This window comes from Jiulongibacter sp. NS-SX5 (assembly GCF_052828545.1).
The window spans coordinates 2,023,421-2,049,444 of the sequence record NZ_CM128248.1; the positions used below are offsets into that span (position 1 = coordinate 2,023,421).

General features: G+C 39.4%; 23 protein-coding genes. 14 read left to right on the forward strand and 9 right to left on the reverse strand.

The window, feature by feature from the left end; genetic code table 11:
- Complete coding sequence (locus ACUXV0_RS08940) at window positions 1-501, forward strand: hypothetical protein (RefSeq protein ID WP_446192744.1); 501 nt, start codon at window positions 1-3, stop codon at window positions 499-501.
- Here the strand turns inward: ACUXV0_RS08940 and ACUXV0_RS08945 are convergent.
- The 5 genes from ACUXV0_RS08945 to ACUXV0_RS08965 all read right to left on the reverse strand — a co-directional run bounded on the left by ACUXV0_RS08945 (window position 498) and on the right by ACUXV0_RS08965 (window position 6,708).
- Window positions 498-3,248, reverse strand: a complete 2,751-nt coding sequence (locus ACUXV0_RS08945; RefSeq protein ID WP_446192745.1) for a COG1470 family protein — start codon at window positions 3,246-3,248, stop codon at window positions 498-500. The two genes, ACUXV0_RS08940 and ACUXV0_RS08945, sit on opposite strands and share 4 nt — an antisense overlap.
- Window positions 3,249-3,322: 74 nt before the next feature.
- Entirely contained in the window at window positions 3,323-3,922 is a 600-nt protein-coding gene (locus ACUXV0_RS08950; RefSeq protein WP_446192746.1) for a hypothetical protein, read from the reverse strand.
- 435 nt (window positions 3,923-4,357) lie between these two features.
- Window positions 4,358-4,825 carry a hypothetical protein gene (locus ACUXV0_RS08955; RefSeq protein ID WP_446192747.1) on the reverse strand — a complete coding sequence of 156 codons (468 nt, stop codon included), beginning with the start codon at window positions 4,823-4,825 and terminating at the stop codon, window positions 4,358-4,360.
- A gap of 99 nt (window positions 4,826-4,924) precedes the next feature.
- The gene (locus ACUXV0_RS08960; RefSeq protein ID WP_446192748.1) at window positions 4,925-5,902 is read right to left on the reverse strand and encodes a formylglycine-generating enzyme family protein; all 978 of its coding nucleotides are present in this window, start codon (window positions 5,900-5,902) and stop codon (window positions 4,925-4,927) included.
- A complete protein-coding gene (locus ACUXV0_RS08965; RefSeq protein WP_446192749.1) occupies window positions 5,899-6,708 on the reverse strand; it encodes a Rossmann-like and DUF2520 domain-containing protein in 810 nt (269 codons plus the stop codon). The genes ACUXV0_RS08960 and ACUXV0_RS08965 overlap by 4 nt, the downstream gene beginning before the upstream one ends.
- A 140-nt stretch (window positions 6,709-6,848) precedes the next feature.
- Here ACUXV0_RS08965 and ACUXV0_RS08970 point away from each other — a divergent pair, with 140 nt between their 5' ends.
- The gene (locus tag ACUXV0_RS08970; protein ID WP_446192750.1) at window positions 6,849-7,709 is read left to right on the forward strand and encodes a dienelactone hydrolase family protein; all 861 of its coding nucleotides are present in this window, start codon (window positions 6,849-6,851) and stop codon (window positions 7,707-7,709) included.
- On the opposite strand, the gene ACUXV0_RS08975 is transcribed toward ACUXV0_RS08970, so the two are convergent.
- Complete coding sequence (locus tag ACUXV0_RS08975) at window positions 7,706-9,052, reverse strand: 3-deoxy-D-manno-octulosonic acid transferase (protein ID WP_446192751.1); 1,347 nt, start codon at window positions 9,050-9,052, stop codon at window positions 7,706-7,708. The genes ACUXV0_RS08970 and ACUXV0_RS08975 overlap by 4 nt on opposite strands.
- Window positions 9,053-9,176: 124 nt before the next feature.
- Here ACUXV0_RS08975 and ileS point away from each other — a divergent pair, with 124 nt between their 5' ends.
- From ileS to ACUXV0_RS09025, 10 genes are all read left to right on the forward strand, one after another.
- Window positions 9,177-12,539 (forward strand): isoleucine--tRNA ligase, encoded by a 3,363-nt coding sequence (gene ileS, locus ACUXV0_RS08980; protein ID WP_446192752.1) that lies wholly within the window; start codon window positions 9,177-9,179, stop codon window positions 12,537-12,539.
- Window positions 12,540-13,055, forward strand: coding sequence for a hypothetical protein (locus ACUXV0_RS08985; RefSeq protein ID WP_446192753.1), 516 nt, complete (start codon window positions 12,540-12,542; stop codon window positions 13,053-13,055).
- Window positions 13,056-13,185: 130 nt separating this feature from the next.
- Entirely contained in the window at window positions 13,186-13,632 is a 447-nt protein-coding gene (locus ACUXV0_RS08990) for a RidA family protein (RefSeq protein WP_446192754.1), read from the forward strand.
- 46 nt (window positions 13,633-13,678) lie between these two features.
- Window positions 13,679-15,559 (forward strand): glycoside hydrolase family 44 protein, encoded by a 1,881-nt coding sequence (locus ACUXV0_RS08995; protein ID WP_446192755.1) that lies wholly within the window; start codon window positions 13,679-13,681, stop codon window positions 15,557-15,559.
- 42 nt (window positions 15,560-15,601) lie between these two features.
- On the forward strand, window positions 15,602-15,883 hold the full coding sequence (gene ppnP / locus ACUXV0_RS09000) for a pyrimidine/purine nucleoside phosphorylase (RefSeq protein WP_446192756.1): 282 nt from the start codon (window positions 15,602-15,604) through the stop codon (window positions 15,881-15,883).
- An 83-nt stretch (window positions 15,884-15,966) separates the two neighbouring features.
- Window positions 15,967-17,361: a hypothetical protein gene (locus ACUXV0_RS09005; protein ID WP_446192757.1), complete on the forward strand. Its 1,395-nt coding sequence runs from the start codon at window positions 15,967-15,969 to the stop codon at window positions 17,359-17,361.
- Window positions 17,362-17,390: 29 nt separating this feature from the next.
- The gene (locus ACUXV0_RS09010) at window positions 17,391-17,912 is read left to right on the forward strand and encodes a TetR/AcrR family transcriptional regulator (RefSeq protein WP_446192758.1); all 522 of its coding nucleotides are present in this window, start codon (window positions 17,391-17,393) and stop codon (window positions 17,910-17,912) included.
- A gap of 41 nt (window positions 17,913-17,953) precedes the next feature.
- A complete protein-coding gene (locus tag ACUXV0_RS09015) occupies window positions 17,954-18,733 on the forward strand; it encodes an SDR family NAD(P)-dependent oxidoreductase (protein WP_446192759.1) in 780 nt (259 codons plus the stop codon).
- 10 nt (window positions 18,734-18,743) lie between these two features.
- Complete coding sequence (locus ACUXV0_RS09020) at window positions 18,744-19,844, forward strand: MBL fold metallo-hydrolase (protein WP_446192760.1); 1,101 nt, start codon at window positions 18,744-18,746, stop codon at window positions 19,842-19,844.
- A 182-nt stretch (window positions 19,845-20,026) separates the two neighbouring features.
- Window positions 20,027-20,275, forward strand: a complete 249-nt coding sequence (locus ACUXV0_RS09025) for an RNA recognition motif domain-containing protein (RefSeq protein WP_446192761.1) — start codon at window positions 20,027-20,029, stop codon at window positions 20,273-20,275.
- Between the two features lie 46 nt (window positions 20,276-20,321).
- On the opposite strand, the gene ACUXV0_RS09030 is transcribed toward ACUXV0_RS09025, so the two are convergent.
- Together ACUXV0_RS09030 and ACUXV0_RS09035 are read right to left on the reverse strand one after the other, a co-directional pair.
- A complete protein-coding gene (locus ACUXV0_RS09030; RefSeq protein ID WP_446192762.1) occupies window positions 20,322-20,627 on the reverse strand; it encodes a YtxH domain-containing protein in 306 nt (101 codons plus the stop codon).
- Window positions 20,628-20,694: 67 nt separating this feature from the next.
- Entirely contained in the window at window positions 20,695-21,219 is a 525-nt protein-coding gene (locus ACUXV0_RS09035) for a DUF7935 family protein (protein ID WP_446192763.1), read from the reverse strand.
- Between the two features lie 66 nt (window positions 21,220-21,285).
- On the opposite strand from ACUXV0_RS09035, the gene ACUXV0_RS09040 reads away from it, so the two are divergent.
- A complete protein-coding gene (locus ACUXV0_RS09040; RefSeq protein ID WP_446192764.1) occupies window positions 21,286-21,558 on the forward strand; it encodes a HesB/IscA family protein in 273 nt (90 codons plus the stop codon).
- Between the two features lie 46 nt (window positions 21,559-21,604).
- Complete coding sequence (locus ACUXV0_RS09045; RefSeq protein ID WP_446192765.1) at window positions 21,605-25,327, forward strand: ATP-binding protein; 3,723 nt, start codon at window positions 21,605-21,607, stop codon at window positions 25,325-25,327.
- On the opposite strand, the gene ACUXV0_RS09050 is transcribed toward ACUXV0_RS09045, so the two are convergent.
- A complete protein-coding gene (locus ACUXV0_RS09050; protein ID WP_446192766.1) occupies window positions 25,324-25,884 on the reverse strand; it encodes an NUMOD4 domain-containing protein in 561 nt (186 codons plus the stop codon). The genes ACUXV0_RS09045 and ACUXV0_RS09050 overlap by 4 nt on opposite strands.
- Between the last annotated feature and the right edge of the window lie 140 nt (window positions 25,885-26,024).

A 26,024-nucleotide genomic window follows, 5' to 3' on the forward strand; every position in this document is an offset into this window, starting at 1 on the left:
ATGAGAGTTTTTTACATATTCTTTTTCTGCCTATTAAGTTCCTTAAGCTTTGCTCAACAAGGAAACCAGAATATTTTCCCGCATTTAGATATAAGATCAATAATCACTTTCGATGTATCGGTTACAGGAAGAGGACTTGATTATTATTTCAGAAATACCAATCAAATTGAAAGAGGATTAAGAGGAAATAATATTTTCAGGGCCACAGTAAAATCTAATCAAAACTGGATTATGAGTGTGCATTCAGATAGTGAAACATTGTTAGACGCCAACACTTTGGAACCCTCCAGAATGCCTTGTAGCATTATAGGTATCAGAAAAGAAAATTCTGAAGACTTTCTTCAATTGTCTACCATCCCTCAAAATATTGCATCCGGAGGTAGAGGAAATGATAAGAAATCAGGAAATAGTTTTTCGATGGACTTAGAAATTACGCCAGGTGAAGATGCAGAGGCCGGGGAATTCTGCATGAATATCGTGTTTACGATTACCCCTGATTAATCCAATCTTTTGATATTAATTTTTCTTTCTTTCTGACTTAATTCAAAGTCGATAGTCTGCGATTCTTCATTGAGAAGGTCGGCTGAAAAAAGTGCTTTTTTTATCATAAAGGTTGAGCCAATAATTCTATTATCAATACTCACTTTATAGGTTCCAGGAGGTACATTTAAGAAGTACATCCCTTTCTCATTCGTAAGTGTTTCAAAAATTCGTCCTTCTTCATCTCTGGCGGTTATCTTAATTTTACTAAGTTCTAAAGGGTTTCTGACTCCATATTTAGAAAAACTAGCCCTCACCTCGCCCATAATTAGTTTTGAAGAAGTAAATGGAATAAAAACCTCTTGATCTGTCACTAACTGAAGTGAATCTGAATAAAGTTTATCTGTTTTCCAGCCCCGTTGATTATCAACATGTGTAAAATCTATAACATAGGGTTTTCTAACAGCATTAAGTAGGCTGGCTTCACCCTTTTCATTGGTATTCAATAGAATTCCATCAACTTTTACTATAGCACCAGTAACCGGTAACTCTCCCTTATCCCACCTTTTATTATTGTTCTTATCCTTAAAGAGTTTTATTCTAAGATTAGAATATTTCTTAAAAAACGGAACCGGGGATTCGAACCTTTTAAAAAGACTCATAGATATGAGGGGTCTATCTAGCCTGCCTAACATATTGCCATTGGCAGATAAATGAACATTCAAATCCTTTCTTGGAATATCCAGCTGTATATCAGCATTCATATACAGGGTTTTAGAGAAACCACCCTTCATTTCAGAGTAATTAGCCGACAAGCTAAATTGAAAATCCTTTTTATGAGAAGTACTCCAGTATAAACTATACTGCTGTCTGAATAATGGATTTCCCGTTCTGATCATAAAGAGATAATCAAAGAAGTAACCCGGGCCGCTTTGCACACGAGCTGTATATCCGAATGCATGTAGTTTCCCATTCATCTGAAAATTTATCGATCTGAAATTCAAATCTGTAGGTGACCCTGCTCTGTCCTTAAGATTATTGAGACCGTATGCAATACGCATATTATGGTTAAAATGAAGTGAATTGAGTCTGTAGTCCAGACTGAATTCTTTTCCATTCACCTCAGGTTCAGATATTGTTTCTGTCAATCCTCCTGACAAAAGATTCTGATATAAATAAGTACGGCTAGCCTTAAGATAAAACTGACCTCTACCGGCTTTAATTCTTGCCTGTAAACCGTAATTTTTACTATCACTTAATTTAAATAGGCTGTAATCAGCCTCAGAAACATTATACAAAAAAGGTTCTCTTTTAAACATCCCACCAAATCCGCCAATTCCTATTGCACCTTTGTGAACTAATAAATTGTGGCTTTGTGATTCAATACCTGTATTAATACCAGGAAACCATCCACTACTTTTATTATAGTATGAGTTTAACGAATACAGTCTTTTTTGGGCACGAAAGTTATAACCAAGAGTATACCCATTTCTTTCATTAGTAAAGAGTTCAGATACCTGTTTACTTCCACCAAATTTCAATTTCAGGCTTACTTTGGGGTCAAATCTATATTCGTAGTTCTGAACTGCTAAACCAAAATCAACTTTTGTGTCTTCATTATTCCGCCAGAATGACTCAGTATGAATATTTAATTTTTCAGATGGTTTAATGTCGTGTCTGAAAGAGTAGTCCATTCCTTCATTATAAAACGACTTTATACTTTGAGCTTCAAAACTCTGATTTTTAATATTAAATTTTGCTTTTGCTCCTACACCATTGATTTGCGTGTATATAAAGTCATTCAAGCTCCCTACTTTCAATTGTACCTTTTCATTATCATAAACTATAGAGTATCTACTGTTTTGTAGATTTAAAGCTCCTCTACTGTAAAATGTTCTGGCTCTTAATCGTACTCTTTGATTTTTAGGTAACTCAATCTCCGATCTGAAGTCGGCATAATAACTTGTATAGGTTTGCTTCAATAAATTAATAGCACCTAGCCTAATGGTTGAATTGGCCGTATATCTATTTCTATTGTGAACTTTAACCGAGTTTGTAATAAAAGAAATATTCTGATCTAGTCTCACTTCTTTACCCCTAGACCTCACTACCACTTGAACATTATCACGGGTTTGATGAAGCATTCTACTTCTAACACCAACGTTCAAAATAGTATCCTGACCTGGCTTTAAAATGAGCTGAGTACCTGAAGACGGCAAAGAGAGTCTAAGTTCAGACTCTAGTTCAACTTCAAATAATTGTGATCTATTTCCTGAATTGTTTATTCGAAGTTTAAAATCGGGAAGAATTTCGTTTTCTGAAGTATGAATAGTAGGATTTAGTAGGGTAGCATTCCAGTCAGAATTATAACCGAGACTCACTTTAAAAGAATCAAAAAAAGATTCACCAGTCTCCATATCTGAAACAGAAATGTGAAAGGGATAATATCTGCCACCGTAAGAATTCGAAGAAGGCTTTATACGAATTGGGAGATGTCGTTGTTCGAAAGCCTTAAGGCGTAATGTCAATGGAAGTTCACGAAGCAAAGTCCAGTCATCTGGTACATCTAATTGTAACCTTAGGTAAACTTCATTAGGACTATTATTTGAAATGGAATAGGAGTTAAAGCCAAATTTACCCAGCTCAAATGTCAACGAGTCTTTAAGAAAGCTACCAGAAACTCTCTGATTTAACTCATCATAGACCTGCCCGCTGACGGCATTAGCCATAGCCATAAAAAGCACCAATATTTTTACAATTCTTGGCAACAAAAGATTTTTTAAGTGTTAGGAAAGCAGAAAAGGAGAGATGATTTACACCTCTCCTTTTGTATTCATAGGTATTATTCAGCAGAAACAGTATACACCAACGTAGTGCTGTATGTATCCGGATCAGCTAAAAAGTAGTCTTCATCTATGGAAGAATCGTTTGCAAGACTTATGGCATAAGTAACGTCATTTGTATTGACACCGTAACCACCTTTTTCGCCCGATAAAATTGTTTGGGCGTTATTATTGTAGACTGGCTCTCCAGAAACTAAATCAACAACTGGTTCAAGAAGTCCTGTTTCTTCATTCAAGGCTGTAACCTGCTCTCTTTTGCTAGGTGTAAGATCACTTGAACCTCCCTCACCATCAGGAACAGATAATGTTAAAATACCAAGATCTAAAGATGCCGATGCATCAGCATTCTCGAAATCACTTTCAGCGTATACAGTAACATTCCATGCTACGTTAGAGCGAACACGAACCTCTCTTGATTGTGTTTCAGGGTCAGTGTTGTCATTGATATTGGTTTCTGTATACTCAAAATCCATATCATCTTCTGACATCTGCATATCGATGACCTCAGGAATTGTAACATTTACTTTATGTGATTTTTGCTGTGAGTATCCAGCCATTGCCACACATGCGAAAGCAATCGTAAATAGTGATTTTTTCATTTTACTTTTCTTGTTTTGTTAATAATTGAAACTCATTCAACCATCTCCATTAAAGTTGATAAGCATTGAATACTTTGAAAGTCAGTCTCAAATCCTGCAGGAATTTGGCCATTTATGACTACTTAAATCAGTAGAATACTCAACAATACATTTACTGGTATGCCTGAAAGTTTGAGTTTCCACTTAGGTTCACATTTCGTTTATTGCCTGACAAACTGTAAAACGTTTTAGTGGTTAACTCGGTTAATAAATAAAAAAACTGAATGGTACCGTCGAATCACTAAAATGATTGTTTTAGTACCGCTTAATCAGTTTTCAATTACTATGCCAAAAACAGAGTATTTTATGCAACACGAAGAAATAGATATATCACTAAACGTATAAGATATACGAAAAGGCAAAAGAAAAGTATGAGTGAATGTTTTTCTAAAAAGACTAAAGAGATGTCACTGTTAGAATAATATCTGTTTCGTAAAGCCCTGGTTCATAGAGTAATCCCGGCTCAGCTTGTAGATCGAATGAAAATTCATTTCCTTTTGAAGAATAACTTCCTGGCTTACCTTTTACCAGCTTCACTCCTGCTTCTTCCAAATTTTGAAAATCTAAGGAGGAGCTTTCCTTGATATTTAAAATGCTGGTTGGCATTTCACTTTCCGTGCCATCTTTTACTAGAATAAAATTTTTCTGAGCTGGTTTAACCGTAACGAGCCATTCGGTATTGGCTCGCACCTGGTAAGTACCGGCTATAATCTTCTCTTTTCCTTTTTCTAAAGAAGATTCATTTTGAAAACTAATTTCAGTTCTGTCAGAGCTATTTTCTTTAAGACGCATTTCTACCACTTCGGGTATTGATACAATGACCCTGTGGGCGTGCTGACCTATAGCCGAAGAGGCTATACTCAAAAAGAGTAGAGTGATTATTTTTTTCCTAGACAATTTTTCCTGTAGTAAAGTAGTATTCAAATATACACTTTTTTCTGACTCTATTCCAAAGCAGAAATACTATTCTATTTCCTTCAAACACCGGAAACCCACATGAAAAAGACTGGTCTCGGGCGATGAAGAAGACCTTCCGGATACCCTGTAACCATGGCACCAGGTAGGCTCGCATAGAAAAGAACCGCCTCTCTGAGCTTTTTCTTTTGACAGTTCACCTGGAAAATCAGGGATTACCATTGCTCGGTAATCATACTTATAGTTAAGACACCATTCCCAAACGTTTCCGCTCATATCAGTAAGCCCAAGTGGAGTTTCACCATAATGACCCACCGGAGAGGTCTCCGGAAAACCATCTTCCAGCTTATTAAACTCAGGAAATATGCCATTCCAAACATTGGCTTTATAGCCTTTTTCAATGCTGAGGTCATTCCCCCAAGGGTAAATCATACGGCTGTTCTCTGCATTTCTGGCAGCATGCTCCCACTCTATTTCATGTGGTAGCCGTTTCCCAACCCACTGAGCATAAGCCATGGCATCTCTCCACGATACCTGAGTCACTGGATGATCGTCAGCGGCCTTTGGGAAGTCTGGCCCCAAAGGGTACTCCCAATTCGCTCCATCTTTTAGTATCCAATTTTTACCAGTAGACTCATGGATTATACCTGCGTTTCCAAAAGTCTCTGCTTCTGTTTCATAATTGGTGGCATTGACAAACTCTCTAAACTGACCTACAGTTACAGGCGTCTTATCCAAAAAATAAGGCTTTAGCCTAGCCCAAAAGAGTGGTCTTTCATGATCAAAACCTTCTTCAGAGCCTATTCTTACATTCCCACCGTCGATGGCAATCATACCCTCAGGAACCTCGGCAGTATTTTTAATTATTGAAGTCTCTATAGGTTCTTGACTACCTACATAAGTTATAGTAGAAGGTAATTCATCTTTTGCCGTGGCAAAACCAACTGCTTGCTCTTGCTCATTTTCAGAAGAAGAGCATGAGCTTATGATACCCACTAGTGCTAATAAGGAAAATAGTTTTTTCATTGATGCCAGTCTCGGATACTTTGTGATAGGGTTTTGTAAACTTTCAGAAGATCATCGTCCTCTTTGATGAGCTTTTTGTGTCTTTCCAGCGTAATATCATCATTTCTAACAGCAGGTCCTGTTTGTACATCTGCGGGGTGTTCGGCCTTCATAGCCTTTTTGAATGTCTCATTGATAAGCGGTTTCAGTATTTCAAAATCCACCTCGGCATCCTCGACTATTTCTTTTGACAAGGCCCACAGGTGATTTACAAAATTGCAACCAAAAACTGCTGAAACATGTATAATTGCACGCTGATGAGAGTCGATCAAATGTACTTCTGAGGAGAATTCATTTGCCAAAGCAAAAAGTACTGAACGTGTCTCTTCATTTTCTCCTTCAATACAAAACGGCACTTCATTGAAATCAACCCTTATTCCTTTTGTAAAAGTCATAAGAGGATAAAAAACACCAACACTTAAGGATGAATTCTTCTCAAAAGCTACCGCCAAAGCATTCATTGGTTTTGCTCCTGAAGTATGAACCAAGATTGAAGCCTCAGGTAAAAGAATCTCAGAAGCTACTGATACAATGGCATCATCAGAAACCGCCAGAATAAACAAATCAGACCTACTTTCTCTAAAGTCCAGATGCGTCTGAATAGACACATCATAGGCATAGCCAGTAAGGTCAGAAGCATTTTTCTTTTTTCGGGCAAAAAGTTCATTTACCCTGATTTCGTTTTCTTCAAATAATTGAATCAAGTGCCAGGCCAGATTGCCTGAGCCAATAATGGATACTTCTATTTGTGATTTTTTACTTCGCAATACACTATAAAATCTTCCTAAAGATAGTACTCTTTAAGATTCCTTTGGCAAACAGTATTTAGAAGTGCCTTTTCTGTAGCCAAGGAATTATTTTTAGTCCATCTCGCTTTTAAATTTACAACTTTAAACGACTTCAACTTATGAAAATCATTATTCAATCTTTCGTTTTTATTTTGGCATTCTTTCCTTTCATCTTGTCAAATCAGAAAACAGACAAAAGAGAGATCACAATATGCCATGGAGAATTACCGTCTTCAATGGCCGACTTCGTATCAGATCCGGAATTCGTGAGAATTCATGCTAAGCCTAAGCAAGTCCTCTTTGAAAAGCTAGGTACCGAAGTCAATTTTGGAACACCGGATGGAACTGATGCAGCCGGGTATTTCATAAAAGCTAAAACAGACTCAGACAAATGGCTTTTTGTATACCAGGAGTGGTGGGGACTTAATGATAATATCAGAAGAGAGGCCGACCAGTTTTATACGGATTTGAACGGCGAAGTGAACATTCTGGCCTTAGATATGTACGATGGCAAGAATACGAGCGACCCTTCTGAAGCAGGCAAACTGATGTCTGGTGCGGATCAAAACAGATTAAAGGCGATCATAGAGGGCGGCTATCAATACGCAGGTCAAAACGCTAAAGTAGCAAATGTGGGCTGGTGCTTCGGTGGAGGACTTTCTTTGAAATCTGCCTTGATCGGTGGATCTCAAAATGTGGGGTCTGTTATGTATTATGGAATGCCTGTAGATGATATGGAGCAACTGAAAACCCTGAGTTCTGATGTTCTTGGCATCTTCGCAACCGAGAAATGGATCAGTCAGGAAATTATCGAGAAGTTCGCCGCGAACATGGAGAAGGCAGACAAGAAGTTAACCTATAAGATTTTCCCGGGAGTTCATGGTTTCGCTAACCCTAGCAATCCGAACTATGATGCCGATAATACCAAAATTGCATACGGCATGGCTCTGGGATATCTGAAGACTAAGTTTGGGGTTTAAAACACCTTTTTCTCTATCCATTCAAGAACCATATCGGAGGCTCCGGTGTGGTTTTTTACGTATTCGGCAGCTTTATGAGAGACCTTTTCAAGAAGCTCTTGATCAGTTAAAAAAGCTCCAAGCTTAAAATTCAACTCGTCAGTATTTTTGACTGGAAAGGCGACTTCACAATCAATTAAATCATGGGCCTCCTGAAATTTATGATAGGCATTATCACCAAAAAATATCGGCATACCGAAAGTTGCCGCCTCCAGGGTATTGTGTAAGCCACTACCATAAGCACCGCCGATAAAGGCAAAATCTCCATATTGATATAAGGATGAAAGCAGACCAATACTATCAATAAACAGTACCTGTACTTCTTCCAAATTTGTATCAGAGGAAACAGCAGAATACTTCAGACATTTCAGTGGTATTTGACTTATCCATTCATCGATTTGATTTTGATCTATTTCATGTGGAGCGATGACAAACTTGAGTTGTGGAGTGCTTGATGTTTGATGTTTGATGTTTGGTTCTCCCCCTTCTCCATTCTCCCCATTTCTCTCTTCCCCCTTCCTACTCCCAGCTTCTGTCGGTTCGAGCACAGTCGAGAATACCCCCATCAATACCTCCATATCCTCTTTCCAAACCGAGCCACCAATCACAAGTTTTGAATAGCTTTTAAATCGTTCTATCTCATCAATTTTTTGACATGTTTTTAGCGTATCAGCCACACGGTCAAATCTGGTATCACCTACAATGGTCCACTGATCAATGAAAATACTTTTAAGCAGCTCCGCCGTTTGTTCATTTTGCACAAAAAAGTGATCGAAGTTTTGAAGGGTACTTCGCCCAAAGGAGCCCCATTTCCTGAAGAAGTATTGATCTGGTCTTAGAATAGTGGAAACGGAAATCAAAGGCACATCTCTCTTTTTCAACTCTTTTGAGAAGTTTCTCCAAAACTCATATTTCACAAAAACAGCCAGATTAGGTCGATAAGTATTCAGAAATTCATTGACCTCGCCAGGGAGATCAAGAGGGAAATAGCATATAAAATCGGCGTGTTCGTAATTCTTCCTAACCTCATAACCCGAAGGGGAGAAAAAGGTCAATAAAACCTGCCAATCCGGATGCTTTTCCTTAAATCGTTCTAAGACAGGTCTGCCCTGTTCAAATTCACCCAAAGAAGCACAGTGAAACCAAATGAGCTTTTTATCAAATGTTCTACCATTTGGGTTTCTCCAGTTCTGGTCATTGGCATTCCGAAGCCTCGTTTTTTCATGGAAAAACCCGACGATCTTCAGGACTTGCCTTGAAAAAAGGAGTAAGATTTGATAAAGAAGCCCGACGATACTATCCATGCAGAAAAATTTAGGCAAATATATCCACTTCTATGGTGCCCCACCTCTTATTTGACTCTAAATACCTATCTTTGCAGCTTATTTTTCGAGAGCCTCAAAAGAGGCCTTTTTGATAGATTAACACATGAAATATCCTGAGTACAAAGCGGTCAATTATGCCGATGTTGCCAACGAAATCTTAACTTTCTGGAAAGAAAACGATGTTTTCAGCAAATCCATTTCAGAAAGAGAGGGATACCCTACGTTTACCTTTTACGAAGGACCGCCTTCTGCCAATGGTACCCCGGGGATTCACCACGTAATGGCTCGTACCATTAAGGATATTTTCTGTAGATATAAAACGCTGAAAGGATATCAGGTCAACCGTAAAGGTGGCTGGGATACCCACGGTCTGCCTGTAGAGCTGCAAGTAGAGAAAGAACTAGGTATCACCAAAGAAGATATCGGAAAGAAAATCACGGTTGCAGAATACAATCAGAAGTGTCGTGAAGCGGTGATGCGTTTTACCGGCCTGTGGTCAGACATGACCGATAAGATGGGCTACTGGGTTGACATGGATGATCCATACATTACCTACAAAAACGAGTACATTGAAAGCCTTTGGAATCTCCTAAAGAGACTTTATGATAAAGACCTTTTATATAAAGGTTATACTATTCAACCATATTCACCCGCGGCCGGTACAGGACTTTCTTCTCACGAGCTAAACCAGCCAGGCTGTTACCGTGATGTGAAAGACACCTCAATGACCGCCCAGTTTAAGGTGAAGAAAGATGTGGCTTCGCAATTCCTTTTTGACGCCGCCGGCAATGATGAGGTATTTATCCTGGCTTGGACCACCACGCCATGGACACTTCCATCAAACGCGGCTTTGACCGTAGGTAAAGGTATTGAATATGCCTTGGTAAAGACTTTCAACCCATACACTCACCTGCCAGTGAATGTTGTATTGGCCAAAGATCTTATTGGCAAATACTTTAACGAAAAAGGCAAGGACGGAGATTTTGAGGGCTATGCCGAGTCTAACAAAAAGCTACTTCCTTGGACTATCATGACCACTTGTAAGGGAACTGAGTTGGCCGGTATCAACTACGAGCAGCTTCTCCCTTATGTTCAGCCAGAAGAAGAAGCCTTCAAAGTCATTATTGGTGATTTTGTGACCACTGAAGATGGTACGGGTATTGTACACACCGCCCCTACTTTTGGTGCAGATGACTTTAGAGTGGCCCAGCAAAATGGAATTCCTGCCATACTGGTCAAAGATGAGAATGGCAAAGACATGCCGCTTGTTGACAAGAAAGGTCGTTTTGTGAATGAGGTGACTGACTTTGCTGGAGAGTATGTCAAAGGTGATTATTACTCGGACGAGGAGATCGAGGAAGAGAAGCAAAAGCAAGGAAGAGATAATTACCTTTCAGTAGATGAGCGAATCTCCATCAAACTAAAAGAAGAAAACAGAGCATTTAATGTTCAAAAATATGAGCACAGTTACCCGCACTGCTGGCGTACTGATAAGCCGGTTCTATATTATCCGCTGGATAGCTGGTTTATCAAAACCACAGCCGTAAAAGACAGACTGGCTGAGCTAAATAAAACCATCAACTGGAAGCCGGATTCTACCGGTACTGGTCGTTTTGGCAACTGGCTGGAGAATCTTGTAGACTGGAATCTCTCTCGTTCACGCTATTGGGGTACGCCACTGCCTATCTGGAGAAATGATGACGGCGAAGAAATTTGCATCGGCTCGGTAGAGGAGTTAAAAAATGAAATCGATCTGGCCATAGAAGCCGGATTTATGACAGAGAATTATCTGGCCTCTGGCAATTATGATGATTTCGACCTACACCGCCCTTATGTTGACGATGTGATCCTGGTTTCAGAAACTGGCAAAAAGCTTTTCCGTGAGCCAGACCTTATTGACGTGTGGTTTGACTCGGGTGCCATGCCGTATGCCCAATGGCACATGCCGTTTGAGAATAAAGAAATCTTTGACAAGGCCTACCCGGCAGACTTTATCTCTGAAGGGGTGGATCAGACACGTGGTTGGTTCTTTACCCTACACGCCATTGCGGGGATGCTTTATGATTCTGTAGCCTTCAAAAATGTGGTTTCTACAGGTTTAGTTCTTGATAAAAACGGTAATAAAATGTCTAAGCGACTAGGCAATGCCGTTGACCCGTTTGAGACCTTAAAGGATTACGGTGCAGATCCTACGCGTTGGTATATGATCACCAATGCTCAGCCTTGGGATAACCTGCGTTTTGACCTCGCCGGAGTTACAGAAGTAAGAAATAAGTTCTTTGGTACACTTACCAACACCTATAATTTCTTTGCATTGTATGCCAATCTCGATGGCTATACCTTCACAGGAAAACCAGATTTAAGTAAGTGCACAGAATTAGACAAATGGGTACTTTCTAAGCTTCAAACTTTGATTCAGGAAGTAGATGCGGCCTATGCAGATTATGAACCTACCCGTGCCGGTAGAGCGATTCAGGAGTTTGTGACAGACCAGCTTTCAAACTGGTATGTACGTCTGGGTAGAAGACGTTTCTGGAAGGGCGAAATCTCTGATGATAAGCGTTCTGCCTACGAGACACTTGGTCTGTGCTTGAAGACTGTTTCACAGTTGATGTCCCCGATAGCTCCTTTTTATGCCGACTGGCTCTATATAAACCTGACGGGCGGAGAAGAGAAACTCTCTGTGCACCTTTCTGATATGCCGGCGGCCAATGAAGAATGGATAAACGAGGACCTGCAAACCAGTATGGATTATGCACAGCGTATCAGCTCCATGATTCATGCTCTACGTAAAGCCAATAAGCTTAAGGTTCGTCAGCCGTTATCCAAAGTGTTGGTACCTGTTCTTTCAAAAGAAACGCGTCGACAAATCGCTTCGGTAGATGAACTCATCAAATCAGAGGTGAATATAAAAGCAGTGGAGTATCTGGACGATGATTCAGGAGTGCTCAGCAAGAAAGTGAAGCCAAATTTCAAGGCCCTGGGCCCTAAATACGGTAAAGATATGAAGGCTGTGGTAGGTGCTATCAATGGCATGACTGCTGATGATCTTCAGCAATTGGAGTCTTATGGTAAATTGACGCTGTCTGTAGGGGAAATTGAGCTGAGTGACGTAGAAATCTTAACGGAAGACCTGCCGGGCTATCTGACTGCTCAGGATGGAAACCTTACGGTGGCTTTGGATATCACAATTACTGAGGATTTGAAATTTGAGGGAATCGCCCGTGATTTTGTCAATAAAATCCAGAATTATCGTAAAGACAGCGGTTTTGAGGTAACAGATAAAATCAATATCCAACTTCAAAACAATAACGAAGAACTGGCCAAAGCCGTCGAGGCAAATAAGGCCTACATCTGCGAAGAAGTACAAGCACTTTCACTGGAAGTAGTAAGTGATTTAAGCGATGCTACAGAGCTTGAGATGGATGAGTATGTTTTGGTGGTGAAGGTGGAGGTAGTTGAATAGATGATAAAAGTCATTTCCATTCTGTGTTTGACCTTTCTTTTCAGTTGTGAGAGACCGAATTCTCAAATCGACGACATTGTTCCAAGTTGTGGATCTAATTCAGCCATCTTTGAAATCGATAATGAATCATTTTGTACTACAATACACGAATGTGGAGGGGCTTCATGGAAAAAATATTCCATTTGTGGCAATGATGGCAAGAGCAATAAATTATTGATTTGGGTCTTTTTTGAGGATTTAGAAATACAAGGGGCTGAATTACGAAAGTTCACTGGTCTAAGATGTGAAGTACATAATTTTAGGGGAAATGGAGTATACCCCATCTTTTTAGACAAATCTTCAAATGAGGGATCCCACTTGAAAGACAAGGATTATGAAAACATAATCGAAAATGGAACCCTAGCTGTAAATGAAATGGCAGAAGGCAAATTAAGTGGTAATATCTCTCTCAAACTGAACATTAACAAAACAATTAAAAAAGCCAAAGTAAGACTGTTCGAGATCAAAGTTGATTAGTGTTCCATACTTACAAGACTATTTATATTACCTTTCCACGAGCTTTTGGAATAAATTAAAGCAGTTAATCGGGTCATATTGACTTTGTGACCATTCTTTTTGACTTTCAGTTTTTAAACTGGATTTCGATTTGAAAACTCTATTACTATCTCTTTTCATTCTTACTTGTTTTTCACCAGCATTTGCCCAGCAAAAGGAAATCATAAAAACGGATAAGGCTCCTGCAGCTATTGGCCCTTACAGTCAGGCTGTAAAAGCAAATGGTTTTCTGTTTTTGGCTGGTCAGTTGGGTATTAACCCTGATACGGGGGAATTAGAAAATGAGAGTTTTGAAGCGGAAGTAAGACAGGCTTTGGAAAATATCAATGCCATTTTGGAAGCTTCCGGTTCTTCTATGGAGCAGATAGTCAATACCACGGTTTATCTTACAGATTTATCGCAGTTCGCGGTTTTCAATGAAATCTACGGGAGTTATTTTGAGGGGCAGTATCCAGCACGTACTACTATAGGTTCATTTGCTTTGCCAAAAAACGCAGCTATCGAAATTGCCGTGTTTGCTCTGGATTCAGACAGATAGACCCGTATCTTTACCTTACGTTTTCGTCTATCTATTTTTAACCCTTATGAATTTAACTTTTAAGCCTGCACTGGCTTGTTTGGCAGGCCTATTTCTTTTTGTTAGTGCTACTATGGCACAGGTCACCATATCCATTGATACTGAAAAAGATACGCAGCCCTACTCACGATATATTTTTGGTAGAAATAATTCATTCTCAAGCACCAATCCCACATGGCAATTGCCACAGGATGATATCCTGAGAATGAAAGATGCAGGCGTTACCTTTTTCAGAGAGGGAGGAGGTAATAACTCTACCAAGTATAACTGGCGAAGAAAACTTTCTTCTCACCCCGACTGGTATAATAACGTTTATACCAACGACTGGGATAATGTTGCTCAGCAAATGCAGAGTCACTTTACAGATGTTCAGGGTATGTGGTCTTTTCAGTTGATAGGAAAAGCCGCCTCCTCTACCTCCAATAATTTTAACGATTGGGAGTTCAATGGATCACAATGGTGGGAAGGTACACGTCAAAACCTGGCCGGTGGCGGTCAAATGGCTGAAACCGGAACAGAAGCTTTGGTAGATGGTGATATAGATTTATACCTGGAAGACTGGAACGCAGACTCTACCACCGGTATTATTGACCATTGGTTTGGTGCTGGTGGGCTGGGAATAAATCAGGATCAGGTACTTTACTGGAACATGGATAATGAACCTGAGATCTGGGGAGGTACTCATGATGATGTCATGAAAGACATGGTTTCTGCAGAGGAGTATATGCAGCGTTATTTTGCAGTAGCCAAAAAAGCCAGAGAAAAGTTTCCTGATATCAAGCTTGTAGGCCCGGTACCGGCCAATGAATGGCAATGGTATAACTGGTTTGACGGCACCGTGAAAGCAGATGGCAGGGAATATCCCTGGCTGGAGTATTTCATCAAACGCATCGCCGAAGAGGAGAAGGCGAGCGGTATTCGACTTTTAGATGTTCTGGATATTCATTTTTATCCGGGTGAGAATGCAGCAGCAGATATTGTTCAACTTCATCGGGTTTACTTTGACAGAAACTATGTTTATCCGGGAGCTAATGGCGTAAAAAAAGTCAATGGTGGCTGGGACAATAGCCAAACCAAAGAATACATTTTTGGCAGAATTTCAGACTGGCTTAATGTATACCTTGGGGCGGGTCATGGAGTAACCTTGGGAGTGACAGAAACCAGTATAAACTCTGAAGAAAGTAATTTGAACGCCGTATGGTACGCCTCTTTGCTGGGTGAATTCATGAAAAATGGAGTAGAAATACTTACCCCTTGGGATTGGCGACATGGCATGTGGGAGACTCTTTATGCTTTTAATAAGTATCGACAAAAAGACTATCTGGAAACCGTGAGTTCAGATGACAACAGAGTTTCTGCATATACCACGATGAATAACACAAAAGACACCCTGAATGTAATTTTGGTGAATAAGAATACTTCGGGTAACACTTCAGTTACGCTTGATTTTGAGAATTTCTTTGTTGACAAAGCAGCCTCTGAGGCTTTTCAAATAGCTAATCTACCCCAGTCAGAAACCTTTTTCTCTGCCGATCAAAATGCTCAAAAACAGATGGCTTTTTATGTAACTGGAAGTACACTAACCGCCAGTCTACCTTCACTATCTGTAAGTACTATGCAGTTGGTTAGAGGAGAGGCCGAAATAGCTCTGGCTTTAGAGAAAGAACAAGAATTGATTCTTGGACCAAATCCTGCTAAAAATACCATCAAAATTTACGGTTCTGAGATCTTTAAAACGTATCAGGTTCTAAGTCTAAATGGGCAAAGAATAAGAAAAGGAAAGGTAAGTTCTGAAAATAGAATAAGACTCAATGTACCTTCTGGAACGTACCTATTGCAATTGAAGAACCAAGGAAAGCTTATTAGCAGAAAAATAGTGGTTCACTAGAGACTTGTATATTTGCCACCCAATTAAACCAACAGTGAGGAAATGATAAACGTAAATGAGTACTTCGACGGTAATGTGAAATCTATAGGATACGAGAATGCCGAAGGTAAATCTAGCGTGGGAGTAATGGAGCCGGGAGAGTATACTTTCGGAACAGGAAAACCCGAAATAATGACGGTAGTAGAAGGTGAAATGACGGTAAAATTACCGGGAGAAAGCGAATGGAAAACCTTCAAAACAGGTGAGTATTATAACGTACCGGGCAATTCGTCTTTTGACTTGAAAATACCGGTTCAGACGGCATATTTGTGTCAGTATAGATAATATACCGACCATTCAATTGAAAAGGAGAAGTCTTCAGCTTCTCCTTTTTTTGTTTTCAGACAATTTCACAACTTTAAGCCTCCATGAAAAAGGTTTTACTCCTTGTATTACTTATCCCCTGTTTTTGCACCGCTCAACTAACGGTCAAAGAAGCATATGAAGGAGCTTTGACATTTCTGGTAAATTCTCAAACAGACAGTACTATCAAGGGTGTGCAGTACAAAGGAGAATGGCCTGTTTATATGGAATTGACCGAACCATTTTTCTTCATTGGCCGAAGGCAAAGAGCCCGTGACTCCAATTGTTTTACAGTCTCAGCCATTCATAATTTGTTGGCCGAAATATATGTCAATGACACTTCTCAAAAACAACTTCTTCCAGTCTTAGATGCCGCTTTTGAGGAGGTTTTGAGCTATCAAACCAATACTGAATTTAACTTCTGGAAAAATTTAGCTCCACCCAAAGATCACAAAAGAAGACCAGGTAAACATCAACTACCTTTGGTCAGAAGACCTACGAACTTCAGCTTTAAACCTCGTCTGGTAATGAAAATGGCCAATGTGCCAAATGATGCCGATGATACCAATCAAGGAAATTTAGCCGTTTGGTATCATAATCAAATAACCGGAGATACACTTGAACTGGCTTCCGCCCAAAAATTTGAAGAATGGGTAGACCTGAAAAGACAAAACAGAAACTGGTATAATTACCTGCTACATACTCGCAAAAACTCGGGAGCTTATCTAACCTGGCTAGATCAAGAATACAATTATGGTTTTTGGAATCCACTATATGGTTACCTCTCCGTCCTCAGCATTTTTTTGCCGACAAGCTCAGCATACCCAAAGGCTTATGAACCTTGGATACCTTTCGGTGCCAATGACGTATGTCCCATCGTAAATGCTAATATTCTGACATACCTGGCAGAATCTGGTCAACTAGAAGAGGCACAGTCAGTTACATCATCTGTGGAGGTGATCACCCGTATGACTAGAAAAGATTTGTGGCATACGGCGGGAGTCTACTATCCAAATGCCCAGCACTTATCCTATAGTATTGCCAAAGCCTATGCTTCTGGAGTTACTCAGCTCCAAGAAGCTGCCAGCAATACATTGCGTTATTTATCTACTTCGCAAACAGAAAATGGTGCATACGTAAGCAAGCCTTGGGTAAATTACAGAGACTCTGTACAAACGACCACCTACGCCTTGTCAGCCCTGCTGAACCTCAAAGAAGCAGGTATGGCGGTAGATGACTCACTAATTTTAAAGTCTCTCGACTTTCTTTTAAAAAAAGCCCAAGAAGGTGATAAAGGAATTTCATGGAAAGGTGGTATTTACTTTACCGGGGGAACAGCTTTAAGAAATATTTTACATTGGGACTCAGACGCGTATACCACTGCTCTTATCGCTGAGGCTTTACAGAAGATCGTGCACGATGAAATATTTGTCGAGAATTTTGCAATCCCTGATAATTGATCTACCTTTGTAAGTGATTACTTACTTTTATGACGGAAAAACAAGAGAAAATTTTAGATGCTGCTCTTAGGCTATTTGCTTCAGAGGGTTATTCTGCTACCTCCACCAAAAAGGTAGCAAAAGCCGCTGGTGTCTCAGAAGGTCTAATTTTCCGTCATTTCGAAAATAAAGAAGGGTTACTTCAGGCCATTCTGGACTTAGGTAAGGACAAAATCAAGAATATTTATGCAGACATTGTCTTAGAAACTGACCCTAAAGAAGTAATCAGAAAGTCCTTAAATATGCTTTTTGAGATTCCTGAGGAGGAGTATGATTTCTGGAAACTGCAGCTAAAACTGAAATGGGAACTCTCTATCGACAATTCAGAAAAAATGGCTCCTATGCATCTGGCTATTTCAAATGCCTTTAAACAATTAGGATATCAAAACCCTGAAATGGAGGCCAATCTAATTCTTTTGATACATGAAGGGCTGGCATCGGCTGTACTCAGAGGTCAGTCTTTTGAAAAAGAAAAGATGCACGCATTTCTTCTGAAGAAATATAACGTTTAAAAAATTTTAGTATAAAAATAAGTGATTACTTACTCAAATATATGAAAACAGCATTAATAACAGGAGCCTCTTCTGGAATTGGACTGGAAATGGCAAAACTTCACGCCAAACAAAAAGGCAACCTTATACTGGTAGCCAGAAGTGAAGACAAACTCAATCAACTAAAAAAACAGCTCGAAAAAGAGCACGGTATAGCTGTAAAGGTAATTGCCAAAGATCTAAGTAAGGCTGGAGCAGCAAAAGAAGTCTATGAAACAACTCAAAACCAAGGCCTTAAGGTCGATTACCTAATAAATAATGCCGGTTTTGGAGGTGTAGGTTACTTTCATGAAAGAAACTGGCAAGATGACCAGAATATGATTCAACTGAATGTTATGGCTCTTACCGAACTCACCAGATATTACCTCAATGATATGGTAAAAAGGAACCAAGGTAAAATTCTGAATGTCTCCTCTACCGCATCACTTATGCCCGGCCCATTGCAAGCCGTTTATTACGCTACAAAGGCTTTTGTAACTTCATTTAGCAATGCCATTAATGAAGAACTTTCAGAAACTAATATAACTGTGAGTAACCTCATGCCTGGGGCTACAGAAACGGAGTTTGGATCTGTTTCTGGTATGGATAAAACATCCCTTTTTCAAAATACAGCCTCGGCAGAAAGTGTAGCCAAAGCCGGTTATGAAGGTATGCTCAATGGCAAACTGGATATCATTGCAGGTGTGCCGTTTGCATTCAAACTACAACTTCCGTTTCTGAGTATTATGCCCAAAAGGATGATCCTGAAAATGATCAAAAAATTACAGCAAACTAATGACTAGATTTTTCAAAATGACACTCATAATAATTTTAGGCCTTCTAGTTCTGATAGGGATCGGAACCGCCGCTTTTGTGAACTTTCATCCTGTTTTTGGAGGCACAATAAAGAAAGAAAATTACAGCTCCTCAGAGAATTTCGAGAATGGATTATTCAAAAATCAGATAGAGACTGATATGTCAATGGACATGATGGAAGCCATCAAGATGATTCCTGAATTCTTCAAAAAAGCCCCAGGGAGACAGCCTGACTTTGAACTTCCGGTTCAGAAAATTGATAGTCTTGATATGGTCAATGCCACCGATAGTACGGCAGAGCTTACTTGGTTTGGTCACTCTGCATTCTTTTTAAATATAGAAGGTAAGAAGGTTCTGATAGATCCGATGTTTGGAGATAGCCCTTCTCCTATTGGCTTTATGGGTAATAAACGCTACGCTTCAGAGCTGCCGATAGAGATAGAGCAAATGCCGGAGATCGATCTCGTGGTTTTCTCACATGACCATTATGATCACTTAGACTACCCTTCTGTATTACGCCTTAAGGATAAAGTAAAGCAGTGGTTTGTGCCATTGGGTTTAGAAAGCCACCTGGTCAAGTGGGGTGTAGATGCCTCTAAAATCAAAGCCTTTGACTGGTGGGAAGAGGCTGAATACATGAACCTCAAACTGGTAAGTACTCCCGCTCGCCATTTTTCAGGAAGAGGCCTTGCAGACCGTTATTCTACCTTATGGTCGTCATGGGTCATCATGGGCCAAAATTCCAAAATCTACTTTAGTGGTGATAGCGGCTACGGACCTCACTTTAAAGAAATTGGTGAGAAATACGGACCATTTGATATTAGCCTTACAGAATGCGGTCAGTATAATGAGAGGTGGTCTAATATCCACATGATGCCTGAAGAAACCATTCAGGCCGGTATAGATGTAAAAGCTAACAAGATAATGCCGATCCACTGGGGGGCATTTACTCTAGCTATGCATACCTGGACAGATCCTGTGGAAAGAGCAAGCTTAGAAGCCAAAAGGCTGAATGTACCTCTTATTATTCCTAAAATTGGTGAGACCTTTGAGGTCAAAAATTCAAGTACCCAGAATAATTATTGGTGGCAGAAATAGAAACCAACAGAAAGGATTATTTAAATATAGCATTGTAAATATTTTAGATAACAATTCATTTTCGCGACGAATTTATCTCTACATTTACATTTTGAGCATAAATGTTATGCAACTCTTATTTCTAATAAATATGACTGCTACGCACCTTTATTCTCGTTTTTATTCAATTAATTTTTTCTCAAATGAACATTTTCGTAGCAAAATTAAACTACAGTACTGAAGAAGATACACTGAGAAGTGCCTTTGAAGAGCATGGAACTGTAGAATCTGCAAAAATCATCATGGACAAATTCACAGGCCGCTCTAAAGGCTTTGGCTTTGTGGAAATGCCAGATGATGCCGAAGGACAAGCCGCTATTGATGCTTTGGATGATACCGAGCTAGACGGCCGCACCATCGTTGTGAAAGTAGCAAGACCGAGAGGTGAATAAACTTGTAAGTAGAAATAGAAAAAAGGTGGGTTATGCCCACCTTTTTTTATGCTTGATTTGGTTTCTTTTGACCACTTAAGAGGTCTTGAATCATCTGCTCAGCTTCCGGGAATTTCTCTTTTAGCATTGCCAACGTATCTGATAATTTATTTGAGGCCTGACCTTTCAATTCTTCAAAGTACTCGGGTGCTTTTTCTATAGCCCCTTCCGCTTCATCTTTTAACTCCTGACCCTTGGTTTTTAGGTCTTCCATGAGTTTTTCTCCTTCTTCTGTTTGAAGATATTTATGCATAGCCACTCCGGCTGCTGCTCCTAAGATAAAAGTTGCTAAGTGTTTTGATGTAACTGCCATGTATTAAGTTTTTTAAGGTAAATATTCAACACACTTAATATAGCAAATTTGGATCAAAATAACAAGTCTAAATAAACAGCTGATGTACTTCCTTTTTTAGCATCAGTAGAGCCTTTGAAGTAGGGTCTACTTCGTCATTCACCACCTTCTCAAAGATTTTCTTTGAAAGATTAATAGCAGGGTCATCTGCTTTTAATTCTGCTGCAGACTGATTGATCATTGACAGCACCGTATTCATTGAAGATTTGATCTCATCCCAGACCTCTGGCCCGATGTAAATTTGCTGTGCAAGATTATGATAATACTCCTCTCTTACCTCTTTAAGCAGTAAAGCCTGAAAATCATTTACCTGAGTAGCATTCTCATAAAGTCTTAAGAGCAAATAATTCGGTGTAATACGCTCCAGAAAAAGCGTCATTCTCTCGTAAGCCTGAAGCCTTAAGTTTATGGTAGAATCTGCCGACTGTGCTTTGATCTCCAGCTTTCGCTGTTCAAATTGCTTTGTAAGAAAAGACCTTACCAATAGAAACATCCCAAGCAGTAAAAAGCCGGAAGGAATCAGAATTTTGAATAAATCTCCTATAATTTCCATAATTGAAGCAAATTTGCGTTTTAATTTGAGAGCCGGGAAATATTCAAGGCAATTTTATCTTCGACTATGATTTCATTTTCAAAAGAGGCCAGAAAAAAAATCAGTGACACATTGCAAAATGCCGGTATCTCTTCTGAATATGCATTAAGAATAGGGCTCTCAGGTGGTGCCTGTACAGGTAAGTATGTTTTTGGTTTTGATAAGCCTTCGACAAATGATGACCTATTTCAAGTGGATAACATCAAAGTCGTTATTGACAAAAAGCATCTGATGTATCTCATGGGCAGAAAGGTTACCTATTTAACCGAAAACGGCGAGTCTTTCTTCGGACTTGAATAAGCCTTCTCTTGGCACGGTTTTTTCTTTTTAGCTATCGAATATCAACGTGCATTTCCACAAGGTGATCAAAAAGCTTATCCAAAAATATCTATTCCTGGCACTCTCATTCATCTGTTTTTTATGGGCAGGTCTGGAGTATATTTCGGGTAATGACGGTCAGGAAATGGCCGAAATCAACTACGGAAAAGAAGTTCAGCGTAGGGTAAATACGGCTTTAATTAAGGCTGGGGAAGAACTCGAGGAGGTTACCAAAATTTATCAGGATGGTAATGATTTATCATTCACAAATCTGAACATCAGCACAGTATATCCCTTTTACATCTACAGAAATGGAAAGCTCACTTATTGGTCAGATCACAGGTACATTCCGGAATACAATTCGGTAAAAGGCTTTTTTGATAATGGCATTTTAGAACGTAAAAACCATACAAATCTGGTTCGGAAACAAGAGTTCTTCCATAACAAGGAGAAAATTGAGCTTGTCTCCTTGATTCCGGTTTACATAGAGTATGAACGTGAAAACGAATATCTTAAATCAGGATTTGACGAAAACCTATTCAAATCTGAGCCTTTGCATATAAATACGAAGGCTAGTTCTAAATCATTTTTGAATATTAATGATCAAAAAGATCAATTTCTGTTTTCGGTAATTCCCCCCAGATACGATCGCCTTTACTCTTCGGGCTTATCCCATTTTACTCTAATTTTAGCACTACTTGGTTTTACTTTTCTAGGGCTGGCTTTTGTCTTTAATGTACATCGTATCTTTAACAAGCATGGTTTTGAGTTTACTTTAATACTGGCAGCTATTTACCTCGCCTTCTCCCGATGGTTTATGCTAACCAATAACGTTCTGTTCGGAATTAATGAAAGTCAGATTTTTGATCCAAAGTATTTTGCTGTCAACAAGATCACCCCTTCTTTAGGCGACCTCGTTCTCAATACCTTCTGTATCGTCTTACTCCTTGCCATCTGTGTTTATTATTTTCATAAATCAGCTACCTATAAAACCATACTTCGGCTTCCTAAAATCGGTAAAAGCATAGTAGCTGTAGTTCTTATATTATTAAGTATTGGTGTTACCTACTTTAGCCATCAGGCTCTGGTTACGCTCTATGAAAAGTCTAATTACCTTCTTGATTTCTCTTTAAGTACCTCTTTCAGTAAGTTAAAGTTAGGTGTACTGGCATTCTACACTCTCTTGGCTCTATTATTTTTTGGAGCTCATCACGTTCTGGTAGACTTGTTTCTTAAGCTTCATAACACGAAGCGGGTTGGAGTGCTACACTGGCTTTATGGTGTCATTCTTGGAGCCATCCTTCTTGTGTTCATGGGGAAATCCTCATGGGTATTAATCATTGGGGTTCTTTATTTTCTGATTTCATACGCTGCCAGTTTCCCTATTTATCTCTACACCTTAAAATACAGAACGTCTATTTACTTTTTCCTGGGGGCTTTTGCATTCACCCTGATTTCTATGCAGGTGCTCAATAACGAAAAAAGAAGAAAACTGGCTTTTGATAAAACGAATTTCGGGCAACAATTCCTGGCAGAAAATGATGCATTAGCCGAAGGCTTACTCAATAATATCATCATTTCTATCAAAGACGATTCTACTATTCAAAGTGCCATCATCAGACCTCAGTTAGCTCGGGAAGCAGTTAGTTCTATTATTAAAGAAAACCATCTTGAGCTCTACTTTGACAAATATGACACAAAGGTTTATTCTTTTGATATTCAAGGAAAACAGTTGGGTTTTGAGACTGACTTACCCGACTTATTGAAAATTCAACAACTCTATCAAAAGCCTCAATACAGGACCATACATCCTGCCATCTACTTTATTAATGAAACAGATGATAAAAGGATAAAACAGTATATCGTTTTTATTCCACTAGAGAAAAATGGCACAGTGGTTCTGGATATGATTCAGAGTAATTCCAGTCCGAAAAGTGTATACCCTGAATTATTGATGGAGAAAAAGCTTAGCCAGAATCCAGACACGAAATTCTATAGTTACGCTATTTATGACGACCAAAACGAGCTTATCTATTCCAGCGGTAAGTATAATTACCAAAAGAATGATATGACCCCCTTATTGGTCAATCCTGAACTTTACAAGCTAGGGAAAAAAGTCAATGACTATCATCATGTAGGAGTCACCAATTCCAGCAACAGGAAGATCATTGTATCCTCAGAAGATAAGCTGATCAGATCATTACTCTCCGATTTCTCCTTCCTTTATCTGGTTCTAGTAAGCCTAATATTCATTGTGATTCTTGGATATGCGGTTAGCTTCGGTATGAGAAGACTCAATATGAACTTCTCTACCAAAATTCAGGTGTATATCAATGCAGCCTTTCTCCTGCCCTTTATGCTTTTGCTATTTATGACCATTGGGATCATAAGAAGTACACTGATGAATATTCAGGAGAGTTTCTATTTCGAAAACACTCAAAACATTAGTTCTACCTTCAGAATTCATCTTCAAAATCTACTGGAAGGACGATACAGCGAAGCCTATTTTGAGCAGGAAATAAACAAGCTTGCTCAGGATACTCGTTCAGATATTAATTATTTTGACGAAACAGGAAAGCTCAGGTATAGCTCCAGACCTCTCATTTATGAATATAATCTTCTTTCTGAATTCATAAATCCACGAGCATACCAATCCATCATTGAAGAAGCGGAGAATGAAGTGCTTCTTAGTGAGGAATTGGGAGATTTGGACTACAGAGCCGTCTACAAAGCCGTAAAAGATGGACAAAACCAACGTCTCGGTATAATTGGCGTTCCGTTTTTTAATTCATCTACTACTCTGGAGAGCCAGCTAAAAGAAGTATTCACCACCATATTGAGTATTTGTATTGCTCTTTTCATGGGACTTCTGATTCTATCCTATTTTGCCTCCGGGCAGCTGACCAGACCATTACAGATGGTGGCTCAGAAAATTCAAAGAATTAGCCTGGACGAAGCAAATGAGCCAATTAAATGGGGAGCAGATGACGAAATCGGTGTTTTGACGAACTCTTATAATGAGATGCTTCAGAAACTGGAAGAGAGTAAAGATGCCCTTTCACAAAGTGAAAAACAATCTGCCTGGAGAGAAATGGCCAAACAAGTGGCTCATGAAATTAAGAATCCGCTTACGCCCATGAAGCTCTCAATTCAGCAGCTTCAACGTACGCTTCCTTCTTTGGAAGACACCGCAAGAAAACGCATAGAACGCTCACTGAACTCTTTGACAGAGCAAATAGATAATATTTCAGAAATCGCGAATTCGTTTTCAGAATTTGCCAAAATGCCTGTACCGAGGTCTGAGGTGTTTGAGTTAGGGCAGGTTGTGCAAAGGACCGCGTACCTATACGCTCAAGATAATGGTTTGGAGATTGACATTGATATCCAGGACAAGGAGCTAATGGTACGTAGTGATCACCAGTTGGTAAACCGAGTGGTTACAAACCTCATTATCAATGGCATACAATCTGTACCATCTGAGAAGAAACCTCAGATAAACGTCAAAGTTTACAGAAATACCAAAGAGAAGTTCGCGGTTATTGAAGTTAACGATAACGGAAGCGGTATACCAGAAGAAAACAGAGAGAAGGTGTTTATGCCTAATTTCAGTACTAAAATCGGAGGGTCCGGCCTAGGTCTTGCCATGGCAAAAAGAGGTGTGGAACATAGCGGCGGAAATATTTGGTTCGAGACAGAGATGAACAACGGTACTACTTTCTATGTAGACCTACCATTGGTAAAAACCTCTTAATCCTCATCATCAATTTTCACATGCCCCCAGTTTTCACCAGATCTGATTCTATTTAACTGCGTATGGGTAATACCGAATTGCTTTGCAATCATTTTTAGGCGTGTACTATCCTTCTTCAAAAGCTTCTTTATCATTTTCACTTTTGACTCATTTAGCTTGTAGTTTTTGGATGTAACCGGTCGCTTACGGTTAAGCACATTCGGATTCGACTTATTATGCTCAATCATACCGTCTTTGGTTACCCACGCCAGATTTGTATAAACATTATTATGCTTGTCGTAGTCTTTGTGGATTACAAAACCGTGCTCTTCAGACGGCTTCTCTACGTAAAATTCGGCCACAAGCTTATGAATGTACCGATTGAACGACTTACCCTTTGGCAGTCGAATATTTAAAGACCTGTAGCCTTGGATTACAGACCCTTTTAAAAATTTCCCATCAGGGTTATTTTGAAAACTTTTTAATCTTCCAAGATTAGAAACTTCATAATGTGGTGGCTTCTCTACCCCTTCAATAACTATCCTCTGCCACTGCTCTGTTGCAGTATTTAAACTCATCTTTCAGGTTTTTTACGTTAAGATTGGGGTTCCGTAATACCAATAGTCAGATTTGAGAAATTGTGCCTTAATCTGAATGTTCTTGAACACCCAATAACCGTTCACTATCTTTTTTTTGGGTTACCTTTGTCATAGAGACG